Annotated in this window: 20 protein-coding genes and 1 pseudogene; 8 read left to right on the forward strand and 13 right to left on the reverse strand. The window is 45.5% G+C overall.

Annotated features, from left to right (window positions below):
• Positions 1-53: 53 nt before the first annotated feature.
• From DSM107010_RS13730 to DSM107010_RS13740, 3 genes are all read right to left on the reverse strand, one after another.
• Entirely contained in the window at positions 54-692 is a 639-nt protein-coding gene (locus DSM107010_RS13730) for a pentapeptide repeat-containing protein (protein ID WP_127023151.1), read from the reverse strand.
• A gap of 93 nt (positions 693-785) precedes the next feature.
• Entirely contained in the window at positions 786-2132 is a 1347-nt protein-coding gene (locus DSM107010_RS13735; protein WP_106166964.1) for a DICT sensory domain-containing protein, read from the reverse strand.
• A 96-nt stretch (positions 2133-2228) separates the two neighbouring features.
• Positions 2229-3800, reverse strand: a complete 1572-nt coding sequence (locus DSM107010_RS13740) for a photosystem II high light acclimation radical SAM protein (protein ID WP_015156322.1) — start codon at positions 3798-3800, stop codon at positions 2229-2231.
• Between the two features lie 585 nt (positions 3801-4385).
• Between DSM107010_RS13740 and DSM107010_RS13745 the strand changes: the two genes are divergently transcribed.
• Positions 4386-4751, forward strand: coding sequence for a DUF1830 domain-containing protein (locus DSM107010_RS13745; protein WP_051033365.1), 366 nt, complete (start codon positions 4386-4388; stop codon positions 4749-4751).
• Between the two features lie 184 nt (positions 4752-4935).
• Positions 4936-5373 carry a DUF4079 domain-containing protein gene (locus DSM107010_RS13750; protein ID WP_041462580.1) on the forward strand — a complete coding sequence of 146 codons (438 nt, stop codon included), beginning with the start codon at positions 4936-4938 and terminating at the stop codon, positions 5371-5373.
• Positions 5374-5423: 50 nt separating this feature from the next.
• Here DSM107010_RS13750 and sir read toward each other — a convergent pair whose 3' ends face one another.
• The 6 genes from sir to DSM107010_RS13780 form a co-directional block, all read right to left on the reverse strand.
• On the reverse strand, positions 5424-7403 hold the full coding sequence (gene sir / locus DSM107010_RS13755) for a sulfite reductase, ferredoxin dependent (RefSeq protein ID WP_127023154.1): 1980 nt from the start codon (positions 7401-7403) through the stop codon (positions 5424-5426).
• 230 nt (positions 7404-7633) lie between these two features.
• A complete protein-coding gene (locus tag DSM107010_RS13760) occupies positions 7634-8182 on the reverse strand; it encodes a porin family protein (protein WP_106217323.1) in 549 nt (182 codons plus the stop codon).
• A gap of 454 nt (positions 8183-8636) precedes the next feature.
• Positions 8637-8957, reverse strand: a complete 321-nt coding sequence (cutA, locus tag DSM107010_RS13765; RefSeq protein ID WP_015156327.1) for a divalent-cation tolerance protein CutA — start codon at positions 8955-8957, stop codon at positions 8637-8639.
• Positions 8950-9660 carry an HhH-GPD family protein gene (locus tag DSM107010_RS13770; protein WP_015156328.1) on the reverse strand — a complete coding sequence of 237 codons (711 nt, stop codon included), beginning with the start codon at positions 9658-9660 and terminating at the stop codon, positions 8950-8952. The genes cutA and DSM107010_RS13770 overlap by 8 nt, the downstream gene beginning before the upstream one ends.
• Before the next feature lie 297 nt (positions 9661-9957).
• Entirely contained in the window at positions 9958-10905 is a 948-nt protein-coding gene (locus DSM107010_RS13775) for a helix-turn-helix domain-containing protein (RefSeq protein ID WP_015156329.1), read from the reverse strand.
• A 97-nt stretch (positions 10906-11002) separates the two neighbouring features.
• Positions 11003-11197 (reverse strand): hypothetical protein, encoded by a 195-nt coding sequence (locus tag DSM107010_RS13780; protein ID WP_041462581.1) that lies wholly within the window; start codon positions 11195-11197, stop codon positions 11003-11005.
• On the opposite strand from DSM107010_RS13780, the pseudogene coaD reads away from it, so the two are divergent.
• A pseudogene (coaD, locus tag DSM107010_RS13785) lies at positions 11187-11674 on the forward strand (pantetheine-phosphate adenylyltransferase). The gene DSM107010_RS13780 and the pseudogene coaD overlap by 11 nt on opposite strands.
• Complete coding sequence (locus tag DSM107010_RS13790) at positions 11647-12297, forward strand: ATP synthase subunit B family protein (RefSeq protein WP_127023157.1); 651 nt, start codon at positions 11647-11649, stop codon at positions 12295-12297. Before coaD ends, DSM107010_RS13790 begins: the two are co-directional and overlap by 28 nt.
• A 72-nt stretch (positions 12298-12369) precedes the next feature.
• Here DSM107010_RS13790 and DSM107010_RS13795 read toward each other — a convergent pair whose 3' ends face one another.
• The 4 genes from DSM107010_RS13795 to DSM107010_RS13810 form a co-directional block, all read right to left on the reverse strand.
• Complete coding sequence (locus tag DSM107010_RS13795) at positions 12370-13443, reverse strand: AI-2E family transporter (RefSeq protein ID WP_015156332.1); 1074 nt, start codon at positions 13441-13443, stop codon at positions 12370-12372.
• Positions 13428-14984, reverse strand: a complete 1557-nt coding sequence (gene cysS, locus DSM107010_RS13800; RefSeq protein ID WP_127023160.1) for a cysteine--tRNA ligase — start codon at positions 14982-14984, stop codon at positions 13428-13430. The genes DSM107010_RS13795 and cysS overlap by 16 nt, the downstream gene beginning before the upstream one ends.
• 108 nt (positions 14985-15092) lie before the next feature.
• The gene (locus tag DSM107010_RS13805; RefSeq protein ID WP_106171551.1) at positions 15093-15665 is read right to left on the reverse strand and encodes a Uma2 family endonuclease; all 573 of its coding nucleotides are present in this window, start codon (positions 15663-15665) and stop codon (positions 15093-15095) included.
• Positions 15666-15857: 192 nt separating this feature from the next.
• Positions 15858-17240 (reverse strand): GTP-binding protein, encoded by a 1383-nt coding sequence (locus DSM107010_RS13810; protein WP_127023163.1) that lies wholly within the window; start codon positions 17238-17240, stop codon positions 15858-15860.
• 328 nt (positions 17241-17568) lie between these two features.
• On the opposite strand from DSM107010_RS13810, the gene DSM107010_RS13815 reads away from it, so the two are divergent.
• The 4 genes from DSM107010_RS13815 to DSM107010_RS13830 all read left to right on the forward strand — a co-directional run bounded on the left by DSM107010_RS13815 (position 17569) and on the right by DSM107010_RS13830 (position 21650).
• A complete protein-coding gene (locus DSM107010_RS13815) occupies positions 17569-17790 on the forward strand; it encodes a DUF4327 family protein (RefSeq protein ID WP_015156335.1) in 222 nt (73 codons plus the stop codon).
• 204 nt (positions 17791-17994) lie between these two features.
• Entirely contained in the window at positions 17995-19026 is a 1032-nt protein-coding gene (locus DSM107010_RS13820) for an Acg family FMN-binding oxidoreductase (RefSeq protein WP_127023166.1), read from the forward strand.
• A 6-nt stretch (positions 19027-19032) separates the two neighbouring features.
• Positions 19033-21429, forward strand: a complete 2397-nt coding sequence (hypF, locus tag DSM107010_RS13825; protein ID WP_127023168.1) for a carbamoyltransferase HypF — start codon at positions 19033-19035, stop codon at positions 21427-21429.
• A complete protein-coding gene (locus tag DSM107010_RS13830; protein WP_106169433.1) occupies positions 21420-21650 on the forward strand; it encodes a HypC/HybG/HupF family hydrogenase formation chaperone in 231 nt (76 codons plus the stop codon). Before hypF ends, DSM107010_RS13830 begins: the two co-directional genes overlap by 10 nt.
• Positions 21651-21750: the final 100 nt, after the last annotated feature.

Consider the following 21750-nt stretch of genomic DNA (forward strand, 5'->3'; position numbering starts at 1 on the left):
TCGGTTACTATTAGCTAGTCATCGATCGCTGGTCACTGATTACTGATAACTGGTTACTGTTTCACCACGGTTCCTAACAAGCAAGTACCAGCCAAATTAACTCCTACAAGATTAGTTCCTTCCAACTCCGCACACAGAAGATTAGCGCCTGAAAGGTTAGCACCCGCTAAATTTGCTCCCCGCAAGTCCGCTTCTTCTAAATTAGCTTCATTTAACAAAGCGCCCTGTAAATCTGCCTGAGTGAGATTGGCTCCTTGTAAATTTGCATTAGAAAGATTGACACCCCGTAAGTCTGCACCCCTGAGATCTGCGCCTTGTAAGTTAGCACTCATCAGGTTTGCCCCACTCAAAAATGCTCCGGCGATCGCGCTTTGGGATAATTTCGCGCCCATCAAATTTGCGCCTCGGAGGTTACTGCCTCGCAGATCGGCACTTGTCATGTCAGCCTGCATCAAATTGGCTCCCAAAAAGTTAGCGCGTAAATCTGCACCGTACAGCTTGCTACCGAGAAGGTTAGCGCCTTCCAGACGCGATCGTTCTAACTTGGAGCCAGAAAAATCGGTTCCGACTAAGTTAGCTCCCGCCAAATTCATTTCCGCCAGATCTAACCCTGCCAGATCTTCATCCTCTAAATTGGCTCCTGGTAATTGCTTAACTTTTCCTTCTCTAATTGCTGCAATCGAATCAGTCATATTCAGTTATCAGTTATCAGTTATCAGTTGTCAGGGAACAGGGAGCAGAGAGAGGATAAAGGGGACAATTTAAGTCGCAATGGCTATTATCCACTAGCCACTAGCCACTCCCGAATTCCGAATTCCGAATTCTGCTCGCTCCTCATCGATCAGCCACATGCTGCTACTAATTTTTGTGGGGGAGACGGGTAAGGTTAAACCCTGTTGCATCCCGCGCACGAGTAATTCTAGGGTGTCTACAAGTTTTGGTTCCCAAGCTTTGCCCTGTTCTTGCTGACATTGAGCCAACGCAGTTGATAAGGCTTCCTCTCTTGTATGAGACTGGGATAGATGGGTAAAACGCTGCTGAAAGTCTGCCACCAAGCCTAAAATTCGCGATTCTAACGGGATTGTCTCCCCCATCAAACCAGCTGGCTCTCCGCTACCATCCCAATGTTCTGAGAAATGGTTGATAATTTGGGCGATCGCGCTCAGGCGAGGCATGGTACGCAAAACTTGGGCGGCTGGGATGAGGGGACAACTGGGGGCTTCGCCATACTGCACGTTGACCGAATGGGGGGCGATGCGATGGAGTAGACTGGCTAGGCGTAGGCGTTTGACCTGCCAAGCAGGGAGATTGAGTAATTGCCCCATAATTTCGGCGATCGCGGCGACTTCTGCGGCTGCGAGGGGGTTACCCGTATCGGCAAGGTCGATCAGTTGTCCCAAGCGGAGGAAGGCTTGTAATTCGTTGGAAACTAAATTGCTATCTAATATCTGGTGATGTTCTATCTGCTTGATGCTATATTCGCTGGTTTGGAGGTAATCGACCACGCGAGAAACGATTGTATTCAAATCGTCCGGTTCTACTTGGGCAGACTCTTGGGCGATCGCCTGGACGTGAGATTTGAGCTGTTGCGCGAGTTCGGGGTTGTAACTGTTAATGTGGGCGATCGCTAGGTCGATTGTTTTCTCTACCCTGGCTGGCTCAAACGTCCAAAAACCGTAAAATTTACGCTCTAAATCAATTGTCGGTCTACCTCCGACTCCGTAATCCGCCTCAGACAACTCTTGACAAAGTACCATTGCCGTGTAGCTAGGCGCAAGAATTATCAAATGCCATTCTTGCGCCACTGGGTCTTCAGGATTCAACGCTACTAAGTCTACATTTGGTAATTTGCTAGTAGGATGGTCGGCAAAACCCGTATCTGGAGCTGCCATAATCGCCACATGGCGGGATTTTTGGGCTAAATCGTGGTAGCGTTCTGCTTCTTGCAGATACCATTTACCCCGTTGAAAAGCCGTAATGACTAGCGGTTGGCTACCAGAAACCAAAATGCAGTCTTCTAGGGCATGACACAGGGCGACCAAGGTGTTTTTATAGTAGACACCCAGGTTAAGGGGTCGATTCGTGTTTTCGAGTGCTGATTTGAGCTGTTGTAAGATGGAGCCTTCTAGCATGATTGGTCATTGGTCATTGGTCATTGGTCATTGGTCATCGGTCATTTGTCATTGGTAAAAGGTAATTTTGACTTATAACTTTTGACTTTTGACTTTTTACGCTGTTACAAGTTGCTTTTTGTCAGTGGTAGGAATAGGGGCGGAAAGGGCTTCTTCGAGGGGGGCGCAGCCGAGGCGTTCTTCTAAGATTTTCATCACTTCCCGTCCGAAGTCGTTGGGATTTTGTCGCCATGCTTGTAGGCAAACTTCACCAAAGAAGGAACCGAGGGGTTCGGGGTTCCATAATAATTTTTGTACCGTCCAAGGTTTGAGATTCATCGGATCGTAGTCTGGTTTGAGTATGCCATTTTTAAAGGCGTATTCTTCTAAGTGGGTATGGGGTTGGAGTCCGATGAAGAAAATGGCTGGTTCCACTTTGTCAGCGCCGAAGATCCGTTCGAGTTCGCGGTGGTAGGCGATCGTTTGGCGAATGGTTTCGGGGCGTTCGTCAATGACGTTGAAAGAGTAATTGACGGAGACGAGATCGTTAAAACCTGCTGCTTTTAAGTCACGGCAGTTTTCCAACACCGTGCGCAGGTTGTAGCCCATCCGCATTTTCCGCACGAGTTCCTGAGAACCGCTGGTGATGCCGATCTCGAAGTAATTCATCCCCGTTTTTACCATTAAATCGCATAGTTCGGGGGTGAGGTTGTCGGCGCGGATGTATGCTGCCCAGTGGATATCAGTCATGCCTGAATCGACGATCTTTTGCAGCAGTTCGATCGCATCATCGATGAATCTCCGTGCTGGGATAAACTGGGCATCGGTAAACCAGAAATTCCGAATGCCGCGATCGTATAGTTGTCGCATTTCGGCTACGACTTCATCGGCGGGGTTGATCCGTACCTGTTTGCCTTCTACTACGGTGTAAATGCAGTAGCAGCAATTGTGAGGACAGCCACGCTTTGTTTGCACGCCGATATAAAAGTCGGAAGATTGCAGGTAATAGGAGAATTCCGCCCAAATCTTTTCAATATAGTCGTAGTTACAAGCAGATTTTTCTAGCGGTGTTGGCGCTTCGTGGATTAGGCGATCGCGTGGTTGAGTTTCGCCAACAACGTAGCAGCGTTCGTTACTAAAATCTTCGCCTCGCAACAATTTTTCTAGCAGCGTTTCTCCTTCTCCGACAGAAACAACCGTTCCCTGGGGCAAATTATGCTGCAACTGCTCGTAAAATACACTAACTGCACCCCCACCGACTACGGCACGGGCATTTGGTTGGTGTTTCTGAGCGCGTTTTAGCCCGCGTTTAATCAGTCCTTGATTGCGCCAGAGTTCCTTGTAATAGGAAACTGCCAATCGCAGCAATCCGGTTGCACCGCGAAATTTGACTAACGGATTGAAGGCGTAGAAAAACTCAAAGGAATGTTGCAAGGGATTACCACCCCTACCACCTACTGGGGCATAAATCTGAATATCTCGCCAAGAGAATACTAAAAGCGTCGGCTGAAATTCGTCGATACAAGTATCTAAGGCGGAATTAAAGTCGAGTGGTGGGACTGTCCCTAAGTCAAAAATTCGCTGTTCGATTTCGGGAAAAAGCTTGTGAACGTGATCTGCCAAGTAAACAACCCCAATCGGAAATATAGGGTTGCACGGAAGGCGAACGTAGAGAATACGGTTTTCCATCTCGATCGTTTGAGGTTAGAGTTTACCAAGGTTCGAGTAGCAGCGCTGCTGAGTGAAGCTGAGCCAACTCATGTCTAGATAGCTTCCAAGTTCGCCCTCACTCACGAGCCTAAGCGCCCCTATTAAAGAGATTTCTGAAAATAATTTTCATATAACTTTACGATAACATCGAGCTTGTCTTAGTGGTAGGTCGATCGGAGATAATGAGTTGTCGTAGCTAGAGGCGATCGCTGCTCGATATGACGCGATCGCCTCTAGGATCGCTGGATTTGCGTCACCTCGGCACGATCCCTCAATTGCCGCTCGTGAATAAGTTGGTATTTTGCCTTAACGCATAAATCATTTACAGTCAACCAATTTTGTGCGGTTAAATGCAAAAATCAAATCAAAAATTTATCAGACAATTGGTTGCTAAATCGGAAAGCCGATAAGTTTAACTTCTATCAATTTATATCTATAGATAGAGGCGACAACAAATTCGAGCTAAGTTATCAGTTGGTAGTAGGAGTTACAACACTCGGGGATCGCTAAGTGTTAGCTTATATGTGTAATCAAATAAAAGTGGCTTTCATGCCCTTAGCTGTTATGGCTCAAATATTAGATTCCCTACCACCCGAACAGTCCGACCGACTTCTTTGCTGCTATGTAAACGCAACTAGCAAGATTCAAATTGCTCGAATATCAAATATCCCTAACTGGTATTTTGAACGAGTTGTGTTTCCAGGTCAACGCCTTGTATTTGAAGCGCCACCTAAAGCAACACTAGAAATTCACACGGGCATGATGGCGAGTGCTATTTTGTCAGATAATATTCCTTGCGAACGCTTGTGCTTGTTAGAAGAAAGCAAAGCAGAAGCACAAATGGATCGTCCAGCAGCGCGATCGGTAGAACAAAAAGATAAACTAAGTCAAAGAAATTTTAAATCCCCTCTTTTAACGACTATTGATTAGATCATCGGTTTAACTAACATTGGAGTCGCTAACTTTAGCGGCTCTATTTTAATAAATGAAAAAATAGTGAATTGAAAAATAAACAAATTCTACCGGAAGGAAGAAAGTAAACCGCGCGATCGCTACATTTAGTAAGCTATTACTAGAAATAGAATTGCTGCTATTGTATTGGGTCTAAAATAAATTGGATTTACCTTCTTTTTTGTGGTTGTGGAAAATAGCAGCCTGGTCGATGGGTCTGTCGCTACTAGCTTATCTGCTGTTGACCGTAACAGGCTGGCAGATGTTCCAGGCAAGAACAAATTTTCATCCCAGACCTAGTTGGCTGCATTTGCTGCACTATAGTATTGGTGGCAGCATGGTTTTGCTAGTGCTGCTGCTATTAGCAATTGGTGTTGTCGGTACGCTGGGTCATTTTGGTTCTCTCGGTCATTCCCAACACTTGACGGCAGGACTAATCGTGGTAGCATTAACCCTAATATCGGCAGTTAGTGCAACTTTAATCAGTCCTAAGCGTCAATGGGCGAGATCGCTCCACGTAGGCGCAAATGCAGTTTTATTCCTTGGTTTTCTCTGGGTGTCCCTCACGGGTTGGGTGGTGGTACAGAAGTATTTGCCATAGAAATTGTAGAGACGTTACATGTAACGTCTCTACACAAAATGTAGATACGATTATTGCCCTTGTAAGAAAGCTTCTATCGCCTCATTCACAAGTTGAGTCATCGGTTTACCTTGACTCTCAGCAGTAGCTTTTAGCTTTGCGTAGACTGGTTCGCGTAAAGTGATACGACGACGGGCTTTTGCCGCAGTTGCTGCATTAGCAGCTGCTTCCTGTTCGCCATTGCCATCATCTTGTAGGGCGATTTCTGGTTCCAGTGCGCCTTGAAACTCGTATTTGGAGGTAAACTCTCGTAAAGAGTCAAAGCCAATGCGATCGCAAAAATCGCCAAAGCTTTCATTAGGTTGCCGCGATTGTTTGAAGTAAACCAGCAATGGTTCTAATTCTGCCTCCAGGTTATCGAGAGGCAACTTCTCTATATACACTTGCGCCAGCCTCGTTTGGTTAGCATCTGCACCCAACCATAGTTGATACGTGCTAGGACCATTGCCGACAAACCCTAGTTCTGCCATGTAGGGTCTAGCACAACCGTTAGGACAACCCGTCATCCGCACGACGAAATGTTCTTGACTCAAGCCCAAGCGATTTAATAACACTTCAATTCGCTGGAGGACGCTTGGCATGACCCGTTCCGATTCCGTTGTTGCCAAGCCACATGTAGGCAAAGCCGGACAAGCCATAGAGTATCTAACTAACTGGCTGATGGCGTTGGGGTCAGGTTCTACACCGTGAGTTACGAGTAGATTTGCGATCGCCTGCTTTTGATCTGGGGCGATATCGCACAAAATAACATTATGGTGGGGTGTCAGTCGCATTGATAAGTTGTACTGCTGCACGATTTCCCGTAAAGCAGTCCTTAACCGAAACGATCCTTCATCCTTGATTCGACCGTTTTCGACCGAAATCCCCAAAAATAACTTCCCATCACCCTGTTCGTGCCAGCCGAGGAAATCTTCATATTTCCATTCTGGTAGAGGCTTGGAAGCTTCCAAAGGCTTGCCCAAATACTTTTCTACCATCGACCGGAATTTATCTACGCCCCAGTCATTGATTAAATATTTTAAGCGGGCGTGGCGGCGGTCGGTGCGATCGCCGTAATCGCGCTGAGTAGCTACAATTGCTTTGATAGCATCGTATACATCGGCTTTGGCTATATAACCAATTGGGTCGGCTAGTCGGGCAAAAGTTTCTTCCTTACCGTGCGTCCGTCCTAAGCCACCACCAGCATAGATGTTAAATCCTTCTACTTCTTGCTTGTCATTGGTTATGACTACCAAAGTTAAATCTTGAGAAAACAAATCTACGGAGTTATCACCAGGTACGGTGACGCTGCACTTAAACTTACGGGGCATATAGTGCGTGCCGTAGAGTGGTTCTTCGCTATCGTGAAACACCGTTCCCGTACCATTTTTCTGCCGTGCAGCTACAACTTCAGGGTTTTCTTCCGCACTAATGGCTTTTTCTCCATCTAGCCAGATTTCATAGTATGCCCCAGTTTGTGGTGAGAGCAACTGAGCGACATACTCGGAATATTGCCAAGCATGTTGGTATTCTGGCTTATTTTTAAACGGAGCCGGAGGAGCCATGACGTTACGATTAATGTCACCACAGGCTCCCAGCGTCGAACCCATACTTTTAATTATGGCTGCGATCGCGCTTTTGAGATTTCGCTTCAAAATGCCATGCATCTGAAAGCCTTGCCGCGTGGTGACGCGCAAAGTTTGATTGCCGTATTCTTCAGCCAGCTTGTCCAGAGTCAAATACAATTGAGCTGGTACGAACCCACCTGGGTTTTTTGTCCGTACCATAAATTGGTAGTCTTTCTCCTGACCTTTAATCCGGTTGTCGCGGTTATCTTGCTGATAAGAACCGTGAAACTTAAGAATCTGGATCGCTTCTTCGGTAAAATGAGTTGTATCTTGCAGAATTTCGGTCGCGACTGGTTCCCGCAAAAAATTGCTGCGTTCCTTAATCCCTTCAACTTTGGAAGGCTTGCGAGTTACGGGGGTGAGAGGAGTAGAAGATTTAACCATTAGAGTTGGATGCTGAGTTCACAAAAATATTTCACCGCCGCTCCGGTAAATTTTGATAACACCCCTACGGCTGTTTAATCTCCGGTAATTCCGTCGATTTTGTGATGAATAGATTAACTCTATAGATCCTATCACGATCGAAAAGCTGGGGCTGACTCCATTTATAAGAGTAAACAATCCCAGCTTTGACTTTGTAGGGGCGCACCACTGTGCGCCCCTACCTCAACTTATTAGTTAAAGCGGTAAGCCGCACCAGCTTGAATGCTGACAGCATCGGAATCGCTGTCTCTGTAGGAATCAATCCCCCACTTGGCATCACCGTAAACAACCACGTTGCTACCAACTTCAGATTCAGCACCAGCAGTTAGCACGATAGCATCTTTGTTACCTAGAGGTGAAGATTGACCTTCTTCGGTATTGAAGGAGTAACCGCCACCAAGGTAAAGGTTGGTGTTAGGAGCAACTGGAACATCATATGTTACCAACGGCATCAATGCGGTTGAATCGCCACCAAATAAGATTGCACCTCTGGCAGAAATAGGCGCGTTTGGAATCGCGAATCGTCCTTGAACGTTGCCACCAACTTTAGAATCATCATCGTATATGGGGCTATCACCATCGGTAACGCCTACGGAAATACCACCACCGAGATAGTTCGCATCCGTACCATTTGTGGTAAAAGTTTGAGCTGAGGCTTTTCCTACAGGAAGAAATGTAGGAATGATAGCCAATGCAGACACAGCAGAAAGAGCGAGGATAGACTTAATTGAGCGTTTCATAAGTAACTCTTGAGCCAACAAAAACTTGTGTATTGTGTGTCGTAAAGATGGCGTTTATGTATCAGACAATCAAATAACTTATTTACCATTTATTACTGAGTTATTGGCTTGCCCGAAACCTTTGCCGTATCACCTTCACTACAACTAAGGTAGCGATCGCCAATCACAGCTTGCAGCAGATGTAGACTGTTAATAAACTGTCATATTGTTTTTATAACAATTGTTCAAAATAAATTTTTCACGCTATAATATAGTCAAATAAGTATAGACATGGGAACTTTTTGTCAAAGCTTTCGCCTCTGGTAGAGTGCGTTAAATAACGCACCCTATATATAAATCCTAAAGATCGTCTCCAGGAATAATTAATTTGAGTATGTTGAAATAGCCATATTCGTAAGGGGCGCACATCTGTGCGCCCCTACAAACATATTGCAGACGTATGGGCAACGCTACATTATTTAACAGAAGCAGAAATCCAGTCTAGATAAGATTGAGAACCTGCTAATATCGGAATGGCAATAATTTCAGGGACTTCGTAAGAGTGTAACTCGCGGATTTTAGCTTCTAAGTGAGAAAATTGAGCTAAATCTGTTTTAATTAATAATTGCCACTCTTGTTCTTTATTAATTTCTCCCTGCCACGTGTAAACCGATTGGATAGGGAGAATATTCACGCAAGCAGCTAGCTGAGATTCTACTAAAGAAGTGGCAATCGCCTCTGCTTCTTGTGGCGATCCGGCTGTGACCAAAACTAAACCGTAATTTGCTTTATTCATGATTCATATCAAGATTAATTTTGGCGTAATTACATTGCGATCGCAACGGACAAATTCCACAACTGGGATTTCTAGCCGTACAAACTCCCGCACCAAAATCTAATAATGTTAAATTCCACCGACTCACACTTGTTTTCGGAGCGACATATTCAGCCGCACTCCACAACAGCTTGCAACGAGACTTGACACGATTCCCCTGCAAACCAAAGAATCGCTCTAAAATTCGTGCCACATTAGTATCTAATATTGCTAGCGGCTGCGCAAAAGCATTGGCACAGATAGAGCGTGCCGTATATAATCCAATTCCAGGTAAAGAAAGCAACTGAGCCTCTGAGGCTGGAATTTTACCATCATATTGTTCGATAATTACTCGTACAGATTGATAAAGGCGATCGGCACGGAAATGCAAACCTAAAGGCTTTAGTAAAATCGCAATTTCTGCTACTGATGCCGTTGCCAAATCTTCGAGGGTAGGATATCGAGTCAAAAAATCTGCGTAAATTGGAGCAACTGTATTAGCACTAGTTTTTTGCAGCAAAAACTCAGCGATGAAAATAGCATAAGCATCTGTTGTAGTGCGCCAAGGAAATTCTCGCAGATTGAGAGTAGCCCAACTAGTTAACTGACGACGAAACCACTTAATTTTGTTTGCAGCCAGAAGCAATGTAAAATTTTCTTGAGATTGAGCGATCGCGCTTGTCACAACACCAGATTCCTCTCTTTCAAGACAAGACACTTAAACTTTTGCCATCGTTCCAATTGAGAAACAATTTTGCGCAACAAGCAGCTTACTCAAAGTTAAATTAGGATGCGAAAATCCAAAACTACACTTTGCGCCTTTGCACGCCAGTTGCTACAACGGAGGGAACCTCACGCCAGTCGCGGGACTCGGGGGAACCCCCCGCACGGCGCTGGCTCCGCAACGCACTGGCTCGCCTTTGCGCGACATAATAACTCACCCTGTAAATAGAGACACGACACAGCGCGCCTCTACAAAAATCTAACTAGACGATAAAGAATAGACTCGTCCATCAAATAGTAGACGTGTGATGCCTTTAGATTGAAGTTGAGAACGAGTTTTTTGCAACATGCGACTGTCAGGAACTTTAATCACGCGATCGCGTTTGCTGGAAAATCGCCGCGCTACCCGATGGTTGTCAAATATCGGTAGAGTTTTTTGTTGGACTTCTTGCACGGGAATTTGTCCCAAATCGCCAAAATCCCTCAGCGGTCGCGTAATTAATTCTGCCATGCGATCGATCACGATATAACATGTTCTCGGCAGCATTGCTTCTGACAACGGTAACACCCTGACGAAGCTTTCGACGGGCAATCGCCTTCTAATAACTGGTGTTGTCTCTTCCTCGAAATCGTCGTCTTCGTCTAGATCTTCTAAATCTTCTAAATCTTCTAGATCGTCATCCTCATCATCTTCGTCTTCATCTTCATCGAGCAATTCTTCTCCTACCATAATTGCTGCAATCTGGCTAGCCTCTGCGCTTACCTCCTCGCGCACTTCTTCTTCTACCGGTAGGGAAGGGTTACTGAGTAACTCTAATTGTTCTGCTAGCGGTTCAATTTCTGCTCCAGTCTTCGCTGTCGAACGCCGTTTTTTCACAGGTTTGGGGGTAGGGGCTTCAACAACTGGTTCGGGTTCAGATATTGTTTTTAGTATGGGTGCTTCTAGGGTGGGTGAGGGTACTTCTACCACAGGGGAAGCGATCGCTGCTACCTCTTCTCTCTCTGCTCCCCCAGGGGTCCGAGCCGCCCGTTTAGCTGCAATGAGCGTTTCATACTCATCTTCTGGCAAAGTCACTTTTAAGAAGCGACTAATCGTAGAGTTGCTCACTCCATAGCGATCTGCTAGCGTTGATGTTGTCTCTCCTGTATTGCGATACAAATCCAAAATTTCTGTTCTGTCAGCTTCCGTTAATTTTTTGACCGTCATACTCCAGTTTCCCCTCAGCCCGCTTCTCAACGCCAGAATTGGCGATTGCGGCTCGATATTCACTCTCGTCTCTACAGCACCAATGGCAAAAGTGGTTTTAGGTTAAGCCCGATCGAGCGCCCACCAATTCCAGCCAGAACACTGCTGCATTCAATTTTAGCGGTACTTTGTTTGTCATTGGTAATTGGTAATTGGTAGTTGCTCCCCTGCTCCCTATTCCCTGATAACTGATAACTGATAACTGATTTATAATTTTCCAGTAACTCTGAGGCTGTTGACTAGTGCTAGCCATTTATCCTGGTAGCTTCGATCCAATTACCTTGGGACATCTCGACATTATCGAACGCGGTTGTGAGCTATTCGATCGCTTAGTCGTTGCCGTGTTGCGCAATCCGAATAAAACACCTATGTTCACCGTGCAAGAACGGCTAGAACAAATTCGCCTCACCACTCGTCATTTACCTAATCTGGAAGTCGATAGTTTTGATGGTTTAACCGTCAATTACGCCCAAATGCGACAAGCTAAAGCTCTCATCCGTGGTTTACGAGCAATTTCAGACTTTGAAGCTGAATTACAGATGGCTCACATCAATAAAACGCTATCATCTGAAATTGAAACTTTTTTTTGGCGACATCAAATGAGTACAGTTTTTTAAGTAGTAGTGTGGTGAAAGAGATCGCTAAATTTGGCGGTCCCATCGACCATCTAGTCCCACCGCACATTGCTCGGGATGTTTACCGATGCCAAGCCAAACCTCACCCAATCTAGAGCCTGAAGAGAATAGAGGCTTTCCGCCGCTAGCAGATGCTGCCGATCTAGGTAGCGGAGAAATTCAGCAGGAATTGGCTCGGCTAGAAGAAATAATTCTTTCTAGTCCCCATATTCCTCTGACGCGCAGAACACTAGTAGATGAGGAGCAGTTGCTAGATCGAATCGATCTGATTCGATCGCTCCTACCAACTGTGTTACAACAAGCACAAGCGATCGTCGCGCAAAGACAAAACATTCTCTTGCAGGCAGAACAAGAAGCCAATGAAATTATTCAGACGGCACAGACACAAGCAGCCCAGATTGTCGAGCGGACGACTATCGTACAACAAGCTGACCTCTCAGCTAGGCAACTCCAGCAGCAAGTTCAACAAGAGTGCTTATTAGCGCAAGAAGAAAATCTGCAACAAATCGATCGCCTGCGTCAAGAAGCAGAACGGCAAATTGAGCGGATGCGGCAAGAGGCAATTATGGAGGCAGAGGATATTCTACGCGGTGCGGATGATTATGCCGATGCTGTCCTTAATAGCTTGGAGCAGCAGCTTACAGAAGCACTCCGCATCATCTACAACGGACGACGGCAGTTGCAACCAGATGAAACACAGCAGCGAAAATCCGCTTGAATCAGTTATCAGTTATCAGTTATCAGTTATCAGGGAGCAATTAATTCTGACTTATGACTTACGACTTACGACTTACGACTTACCTATTGCTTTGCCTTCAGCTAATAATTTCGGTCGTAAATATAGGTTTTCTAATAGTACTGATGCTCCGGCAATCCAGGGTGGCACGATCACGGCTCCTAGAATACCAAGAACTTGAGTTCCCCCTAAAACCGCTAGTAGTTGATAGAGCGGATGGACTTGGACGGAGGAACCAACAAGTAGAGGATCTAGGACGTAGGTTTCTAGGTTCTGGACGACGATAAACAACAACAATACCCACAAAAACGTCCAGCCACCTTGGGAAATGGCGACAACTAAAGCCGGAATTACACCTAAGATGGGTCCGAGAAAAGGAATTAAGTTGGTGAATCCAGCGATCGCTCCTAAAGCTAGGGCAAATTCTGATAAACCTAAAATACCCAAACCGATTGTAATGGCAACGGATAAAATTGCTGAAACCAAGACTCGACCTTGAATGTATCCTCCCATACGACGGGCGATTGGTTCGACTTGCTCGGCAAGGCGATCGTTCCACGGTTGGGGAAATAAATTGACTAAACCGGAAATTAAATTTTCCCTACCAGCAACCATATAGCCTGAAAGCAAGAACGCCAGAATTAAGTTAAATATTCCGCCTAAAATTCCGGTGGTGATGTCGTAGGAACTGACTAATAATTGTTGACCGGAGCGAATTATCCACCCCGTTAATGCTTGCAGGTCAAAAAACTGCTCGATTTCTGATTCAGTAATTCCCAATTTGAGCGCGAATTGTTCTACCAGTCCGACAAGATTGTCGATATAAAGCGGCAGTATTCTCACCAAGGTTTCAATCTGAGCGATCAGGGTAGGACCGACAAGTAAACCGACTCCAGTTAAGCCAGCCACTAAAGTGAGATACACGCCAATGACTGCCAGCCAACGAGGAAACCGCAATCTTTCTGCTATGTTGACAATAGGCGCGATCGCAGCTGCTAAAACAACAGCAATCATTAAAGTTACTAATAAGCCTCGGAGTTGCCACAACAAAATTGCCAAAAAGATAGTGGCAACGAGGAGCAGCAAGTTAGATACAGACAACAAAGGACGATTTAGTTGCGATGCCATCGCGTACCATCACGACTATCAATTACAGTGATTCCGCGAGCCTGTAGTTCGTCACGGATGCGGTCTGATTCGGCAAAATTTTTTGCTTTTCTAGCAGCTTGCCTTTGTTCGAGCATAGCTTCAATTTCTGGATCGCTTAAACCGTCATGAGTCGTAGTCTCAGCTTCTATTGTGACGGTAAATCCTAAAACCTCAGCTAAAGTTACCAAAGTATGCCACTGGCGTTGTAATTCCTCCGGTGGAGTTTCTGTCTTGCCCTGATGTACCAATAGATTGCCTTCTCGCGCCAATTCTTTAGCTAAAGGTTGCAGCACAGCCAATCCATTCGGGAAGTTGAAATCGTCATTGACTGCCTGTTTAAATCTCTGTACTACTTCAGGAATGAGGGAGTCGGGAGTCGGGAGTCGGGAGTTGAGAGTCGGGTGAGTGGCTAGTGGCTGGTGGCTAGAATTGCTTCTTTGTCCCCCTTGTCCCCCTTGTCCCCCTTGTCCCCCTTGTCCCCCTATCTCCTCGTTCCATCCCAGTTGCTCGCCATATTGATGTCCGAACAACAATCCCTCTCTGAGGGTGTGCCAACCATTGGTAGCCGCCGCGATCGCTTCGTCGGTAAAATCGATTGGTTTGCGGTAATGTGCTTGCAGGACGAATAACCTAACTGCCATCGGATCGGTGGGGCGATCGAGTAACTCGCGAATCGTGATAAAGTTGCCCAGGGATTTAGACATTTTTTCCCCGTTAACCTTCACCATCCCGTTGTGCATCCAGTAGTGAGAGAGGGATTTGCCCGTAACGGCTTCGCTTTGGGCGATTTCATTTTCGTGGTGGGGGAAAATTAAATCTGCGCCCCCTGCATGAATGTCGATCGTATCACCCAGGCGATCGCGCACCATTGCCGAACATTCAATGTGCCATCCAGGGCGACCTGCACCCCAAGGTGATTCCCATGCTGGTTCCCCTGGTTTAGCGGCTTTCCACAGAGCAAAATCAAATGGTTCTTGCTTTTTTCTTCCTTCTGGGTCTTCTGCGTCTACGCGCCCGCTAGCGCCTGCTTGCAAATCTTCTAATTTGCGTCCCGACAACTTCCCATATTCGGGAAACTGTTTGACAGCGTAGTAAACATCACCATCTGCGGGATAGGCATAGCCTTTTTGTTCTAATTCAAAAATTAGCCGTTGAATGCCGTTCATCGTGTGCGTGGCGCGGGGATAGGCATCTGCTTCTTTGACATTCAGCCGCGTCATATCCTCAAAATATGCTTGGATATAGCGTTCGGCTACGGCTTCCATTGAGGAATTTTCTTGACGGGCGCGGTTGAGAATTTTATCGTCAATATCAGTAAAATTATGAATGTACGTAACTTCGTATCCGAGAAATTGCAGGTAGCGCCGCACGACATCCCAGATAATACAAGCGCGTGCATGACCCAAATGGCAATAGTCGTATACTGTTACGCCACAGTAGTACATTTTGACTTTGCCTGGTTCGACAGTCTCAAATGGTTCTTGATGACGAGTGAGAGTGTTGTAGATTGTCAGGGTCATAACAGGGCAACTATGTTTTTAGCGATCGCGCTTTCTGCGTGATGGTCACTAAATCTCATGTTAAACCCTCAAGAGTCATTCATCTTCTGGTTTATGTATCCCATGCATTTACAAAATACCTTGTAAATCCAAAACGAACGCAGGTAGTATATCTTCTCCTGATAAGGTGGTGGGAGATAATAGCGCTTCTACTTCTCGTCCTTGACGATAAATCTCCACATATTGCTGTTTGGGGTCAATCAGCCAACCTAAGCGCACCCCATTTTCTATATACTCTCGCATCTTTGCCTGTAGGTCTTCGAGCAGATCGCTAGCTGACATCAGTTCGACAACAAAATCGGGGGCTAGAGGTAAAAACTTGTCTGGATTTGGATTTATTGCTTCAATTCGATCTCGTCTCACCCATGCAGCGTCAGGAGAACGGATCGCTTTATTAGGTAAGATAAAACCTGTAGATGAGTCAAAGGCAATGCTTATATTGTCACGTTTTGCCCAGAGTTCTAGTCTTGTTGATAGTTTAATATTACGGTTTCCAGTTCCCCAGCCCGTAGGTGGCATAATAATTATCTTTCCTGTTGCAGTGCGTTCAAACTTGAGATCTCGGTTTTGTTGACAAAGCTGAAAAAATTGCTCGTCGGTCAAGTCGATTACTGAATGTAAGTCTAGGGCGATGGTATTCATATACACAATCTCGAAACAATAATCTATTGCAAAATTCTAAATTGCGATCGCATAGATCTGGGGGCGGGTTTGTTAATCGTTTTTGACTCCGACAAAGATTTCAGATAAAACCCACCCCTACGATACATTTATCTGCGTTCATCTGCATGTATTAAACTGTTATACATTTTTGACTTTTAACTTTTGACTTGTTTAACTCAAATGCTGCCCCAACTCTAACCGCAAACGATACAAAATTGTATTTGGCTCGACTTGAGATAAGATTTCTTGAATTACGGTACTTGCACCAAATTGTCCCCAACTACAGCCTTTTTCTAAATACACTTGGGCAGCTTTTCCCACAGCATACGTACCATAACCAGCAATTCCCCCTTGAGCGATCGCAGTCCCCGCAAATGCGGTAATATTGAACGGATTATCCCCAGAGGCGATCGCAGTCGCACTTTTACCCAATCCCATCAGCATTCCGCTACCTAATTCGCTCAACAATAAACCACCGGAACTAAACAAAATTGTCCTCAACAATTTCGTAGCTTCAAACCCTGTCATTGGCAAATTATATAACTTAGCCAAAGCACGAATTAGGGCGAGATCGGCAACAAATCCGCCTAAAACGTCAAGTACAGCGATGGGGTTGAGTCCGACAGCTAAAGCTTTGTATTTGGTATATTGCCAAATTAAATCTTCCGCCGCTTCATGAAGACGATCTAGAGTTTTACCTGCGATCGCAGCTTCTGCATCTTTGACTTGTAGTAAAGCATTTAAAGCCAGTAGCGATCGCCCTTCGCGATTGAGTACGTGTAAAATCTTTTGCTGTAACTCTGCAATTTGAGGTGGTGGTGTTTCCCACTCGTAAACAACTTGTCCGTCAGGGTATTCTACCCGCACTTCTTCGGCTGCTGGTTCCGCCGCCACCATGACAATTTCATCGCTAGACAAAAGTTGCTGTAAGCGTCTTGCTGTCGGACTACCAGCCCCTAATTGTTGGAGATTTTTATAGATTGCTTCCCTGTCTGTTTCAGGATATAAATCAATTTTATTGAAGACTAAAATTAGCGGTTTTTGTGCTTGCCGTAGTTCGCAAAGTGCTTGATATTCAGTACGGGTAATATCGCCAGCGACGACAAATAAAATTAAGTCAGCTTGTCGCGCTACATCCTTTGCCATTTGCGCCCTAGCTTGACCTTCAATTTCATCCAATCCTGGTGTATCGATTAATTCAATCTGTACTTTTCCGCCTGGATTCCATCGCACGGAACGGGGATATTGAGTCACACCGTGTAGGGGACCCGTGGGTAAAATTTTCTGCCCGACTAAGGCATTGAGAACCGCTGATTTACCTCGACTCACCAATCCAAAAGCAGCGATACAAATGACATTCGTTTCTAATTTATTCAGCGTGGAAGTTAGGACTTCCAAGTCTGGTTTAACCAACCCCGCTAATTCAAGCTTTGCAGGCTGTGGATTGGGTTTACGCAGATGTCCGTACCAAGATAGCGCTTGGCGGATACTTGCACGAGCGCGGTTGAGGTGAGATTCTTGGAGATCGATTCGCTTGGCTTGAGATTGAGTCAAGGTTGAGAGACTGCGGCAGGGTACAGATTTACTCTAGTGCGATCGCAGTTGGAATGGCAAATCGAACGGTTACACAAGGCGGATTTTCTCTGTTTGGTTCTGCATGAATCCTCAAACGGTCTGGGAGAACGTTGAGTTACTCACAATTTCCTCAAATTTGCTTGCTAAGTTAAACCTATAACCAAACAAGATATGGTTTAAACCAACCTGATGCTATAGCAATTCCCAAGGGTTCTTACATCTTGGGTGTTAGCTGTTGACTGTTGATTGCTGAGTGTTAACTGTTAATCATTAACCGTTAACTCCTACTAGGTAGAAGGTAATTTGTATGAAAACCTCAGTTAAGTACGACATCAATGCTATCAAAGACGAAGCGCGTCAACTCGTTGATAAAGGACTTGTTGACCGTCACCAGCCAATTTATGCTTTGTGCAAATATATTCCAGGTCGTGAGTGGGTTTGCGTAGAAATTGAGCTAGAGGAAAATGATTTTTTGCTTAGGGATCGAATCATCGATTTATTAGGTCGTGAAGATTGGCAAGAAGACTAGAAAAGTCAAAAGTCAAAAGTTAAAAGTTAAAACTCGGTTCGATTAATACTTTTAGTATTAGTTTGAAAAGAGTTTGAATAGTTTTTTGAGATAGTTTAGAGACGAGTCGAATATAAAATCGACGTTGTAAACCGCAATAATTTATATTGCTAAAAAATAGTTAAGATTACCGAGCAAAATCATGAATGCTGCGAGGCGATCGCCATGTCTACAATATCCAATTTCTGGAACATTGAAGCAGCTGAATTTCCCCAAACTGGTACACCTACAGAGCAGCTCAAGTTTCTTTTAAACTATGCATTGCTAGCTCCTTCTGGGCATAATACTCAACCTTGGAATTTTAAAATTCAAGATGAAGCGATCGCGCTCTATGCTGACCGGACTCGCGCTTTGCCTGTTGTCGATCCTCAAGACCGGGAATTAATTATCAGCTGCGGTACGGCATTATTTAATCTTCGGATTGCTCTACGTCACTTAGGTTATACGGGCAAAATCTCAACTTTTCCAGAACCCAGTCACCCAGACTTGTTAGCGACGATTCAGTTAGGCAAACCCACACAGGCTAGCGCTGACGAGCAAATGCTGTTTGAGGCAATTCCCCAAAGACACACGAATCGAAGAGATTATGAAAACCGGGATGTCCCCAAATCGATGCTGACATGGTTACAAGTAGATGCCGCTAGCGAAGGTGCGTGGTTGCACGTTGTGAAGGGAGATCTAACCCGTCAGGCGATCGCCGAATTAGTGGTACGAGGCGATCGCTGGCAAATGGCAGATCCTAACTTTCGCCGCGAATTAGCAGCTTGGATTCATCCAGGTAGCAGCTCCAGCCATGATGGTATACCTGGATATGCATATGGAGTGAATCAGTACTTAGATTTTGCTACACCTATTTTTGCTTGGGCAATGCGTACCCTCGATCTCGGAGATGCAATGGCTCATCATAACCGCCAACTCACAATCCAGTCTCCGGCAATTTTAGTGCTGGGTACAGAGCAAGATACTCCGAGAGATTGGCTGGCAGCGGGGCAAGCACTAGAGCGGGTATTGCTGCGAAGTCAAGCAGTAGGATTATCAGCATCCTTTTTAAATCAGCCGATTGAAGTGCCAACTTTGCGATCGCAACTGAGCAAATTAATCTACGCATCGGGCTATCCACAAATTCTGTTGCGTCTGGGTTTTGGTTCTGAGGTAAAACCAACAGCAAGGCGAAGAGTTGATGAAGTTTTGCTATAAGACAAAATGTCAATCCTAAAACAACGTTTACACGTAACTATTCGCGGTGCTGTACAGGGGGTAGGCTTTCGTCCGTTTATCTACCGACTGGCAACGGAATTAGGACTTGTAGGATGGGTGAATAATTCTGCCCAAGGGGTTTTGGTTGACGTAGAAGGCACTCAAGCGCAATTGCAGAATTTTTTATTACTACGCATCGAGCAACAAAAGCCACCTCGTTCGATAATTCAAAGCTTAGAATCGAAATTTCTCGCTCCCATAGGCTACCAGCAGTTTGAGATTCGCACCAGTACGGGTGGTGAGAAATCAGCAACAATATTACCCGACCTTGCCACTTGCTCGGATTGTCTGCGCGAAATTTTCAACAAAAGCGATCGCCGTTACGGTTATCCTTTCACCAACTGTACTAACTGCGGTCCCCGCTTTAGCATTATTGAGGCTTTGCCCTACGATCGCGCCAATACGACAATGAAACAGTTTCAGATGTGCATTCATTGTCAGTCTGAGTATGAAAATCCATTAGATCGTCGCTTTCACGCCCAACCTAACGCCTGTCCTGAATGCGGACCCCAGCTGGAGTTATGGGAGCGAGATGGCAATGTTCTAGCATTACATCATCAAGCATTGATTCAAGCTGCTGCATCGATTTGTCAAGGAAAGATCGTTGCTATCAAGGGTTTGGGCGGGTTTCATCTGGTAGTAGACGCACGTAACGAAGCAGCCGTGCAAAAACTGCGCCGTTGCAAGCAGCGAGAGGCAAAACCCCTAGCCCTGATGTATCCATCGCTGGAATCGATTCAAGTACACTGTCAAGTTTCAGAATTGGAAGCAAGCCTATTGCGATCGCCTCAAGCTCCAATTGTCCTGCTGCAACGGAAGCTAGCATCTCATGCGATCGCCCCCTCAGTTGCTCCTGGCAATCCCTACTTGGGCGTGATGTTGCCTTACACTCCTCTACATCACCTACTCATGGCTGAGTTGGGTTTTCCGATAGTTGCTACCAGTGGCAATTTAACAGATGAACCTATTTGTATTGATGAAAAAGAAGCACTGCAACGCCTGAGTAGCATTGCTGAAGTTTTCCTCGTCCATAACCGACCGATCGCCCGTCCTGTAGATGATTCTGTCGTGCGCGTGATGATGGGAAGAGAAATGGTTTTACGTCGCGCCCGTGGCTATGCACCTTTGTCGATTCAGGGAACTGGGAGCTGGGAGCTGGGAGCAGAGGAGCAACTACCAACTACCACACCCGACTCCCAACTCCTTACGGGCGCACAGCAGTGCGCCCCTAGCGACTCCCTTCTCGCAGTAGGGGCGCATCTCAAAAATACGATCGCGCTTTGTGTCAAAGAGCAAGTTTTTGTCAGTCAGCATATCGGAGATTTAGAAACAGTACCAGCAGTGAATGCTTTTGAACGGGCGAGCGCGGATTTTCAACTACTTTATCAGACACAACCAGTGGCGATCGCCTGCGATCTTCATCCCGATTACCTCTCTACTCAATTTGCGCGTAATTCTGGGATGCCTGCGATTCCAGTACAACACCACTACGCTCACGTTCTCTCATGCATGGCTGAAAACGATTTAATTGGAATGCATGACTCTCAACCTGTCTTAGGTGTTGCTTGGGATGGCTCTGGTTATGGACTAGACGGTACAATTTGGGGCGGAGAATTTTTGCTCGTTACAAAAACATCATTTGAGCGAGTCGCCCATCTGCACACTTTTCGGCTGCCTGGGGGAGAAAAGGCGATTAAAGAGCCGAGACGAGTCGCAATTGGTTTGCTCTATGAGATTTTTGGAGACGAGGTGTTTGAGATGAAGCACCTAGTACCAGTACAAGCTTTTTGCGATCGCGAGTTGGGAATTTTGCAGACAATGCTGCAAAGAAATTTCAATACGCCAGTAACTTCTAGTATGGGACGGCTATTTGATGCGATCGCCTCAATTGTAGGATTGCGTCAACAAAACCAGTTTGAAGGACAAGCAGCAATGGAACTAGAGTTTGCGATCGCCGGATTTGATCTTGACGAGTGCTATAGCTTTGAGATTTTGGCAACGTCATCGCCTGCGATCGTTGACTGGCTACCGATGGTGCGAGGAATTTTAGTAGATATAAAATGTGGTTTACCACTTGGAAAAATATCAGCTAAGTTTCACAATACGCTCGTTGAGATCGTAGTTGCCGTAGCAAAATCTGTGGGTGAAGGGAAAATTATACTTACAGGCGGTTGTTTTCAAAATAAGTATTTAACTGAAAGAGCTATTAAAAGATTGCAAGCAGAAAATTTTTACCCTTACTGGCATCAACGCATTCCACCTAATGATGGGGGAATCGCGCTAGGACAAATTGTGGCAGCAACTTTTCACTTAAGCAACAGGAAGCACCAGCCATGTGTTTAGCAGTTCCAGGAAAAATTATCAGTATTAATAACGAACAAGAACCATTGATGCAAACTGGAAAAGTTAGCTTTGGTGGAGTAATTAAAGAAGTCAGTCTTGCCTATGTTCCTGACGCAAAAGTAGATGACTATGTAATCGTTCATGTAGGTTTTGCTCTGAGCATTCTCGATTCGCAGGAAGCAGAAAGTACGTTGAATTATTTACAAGAAATGCAAAATTGAGCGATCGTTGGTTCCCCTTCTATTCTCCTCACAGGTTCCTCAAATTTTCCTTCTAACTTCAAGGTAGAGCCAAAACAGTCACATGGTAATACTTTAGAAG

The organism is Chroococcidiopsis cubana SAG 39.79 (assembly GCF_003991895.1).
Lineage (GTDB): Bacteria > Cyanobacteriota > Cyanobacteriia > Cyanobacteriales > Chroococcidiopsidaceae > Chroococcidiopsis > Chroococcidiopsis thermalis.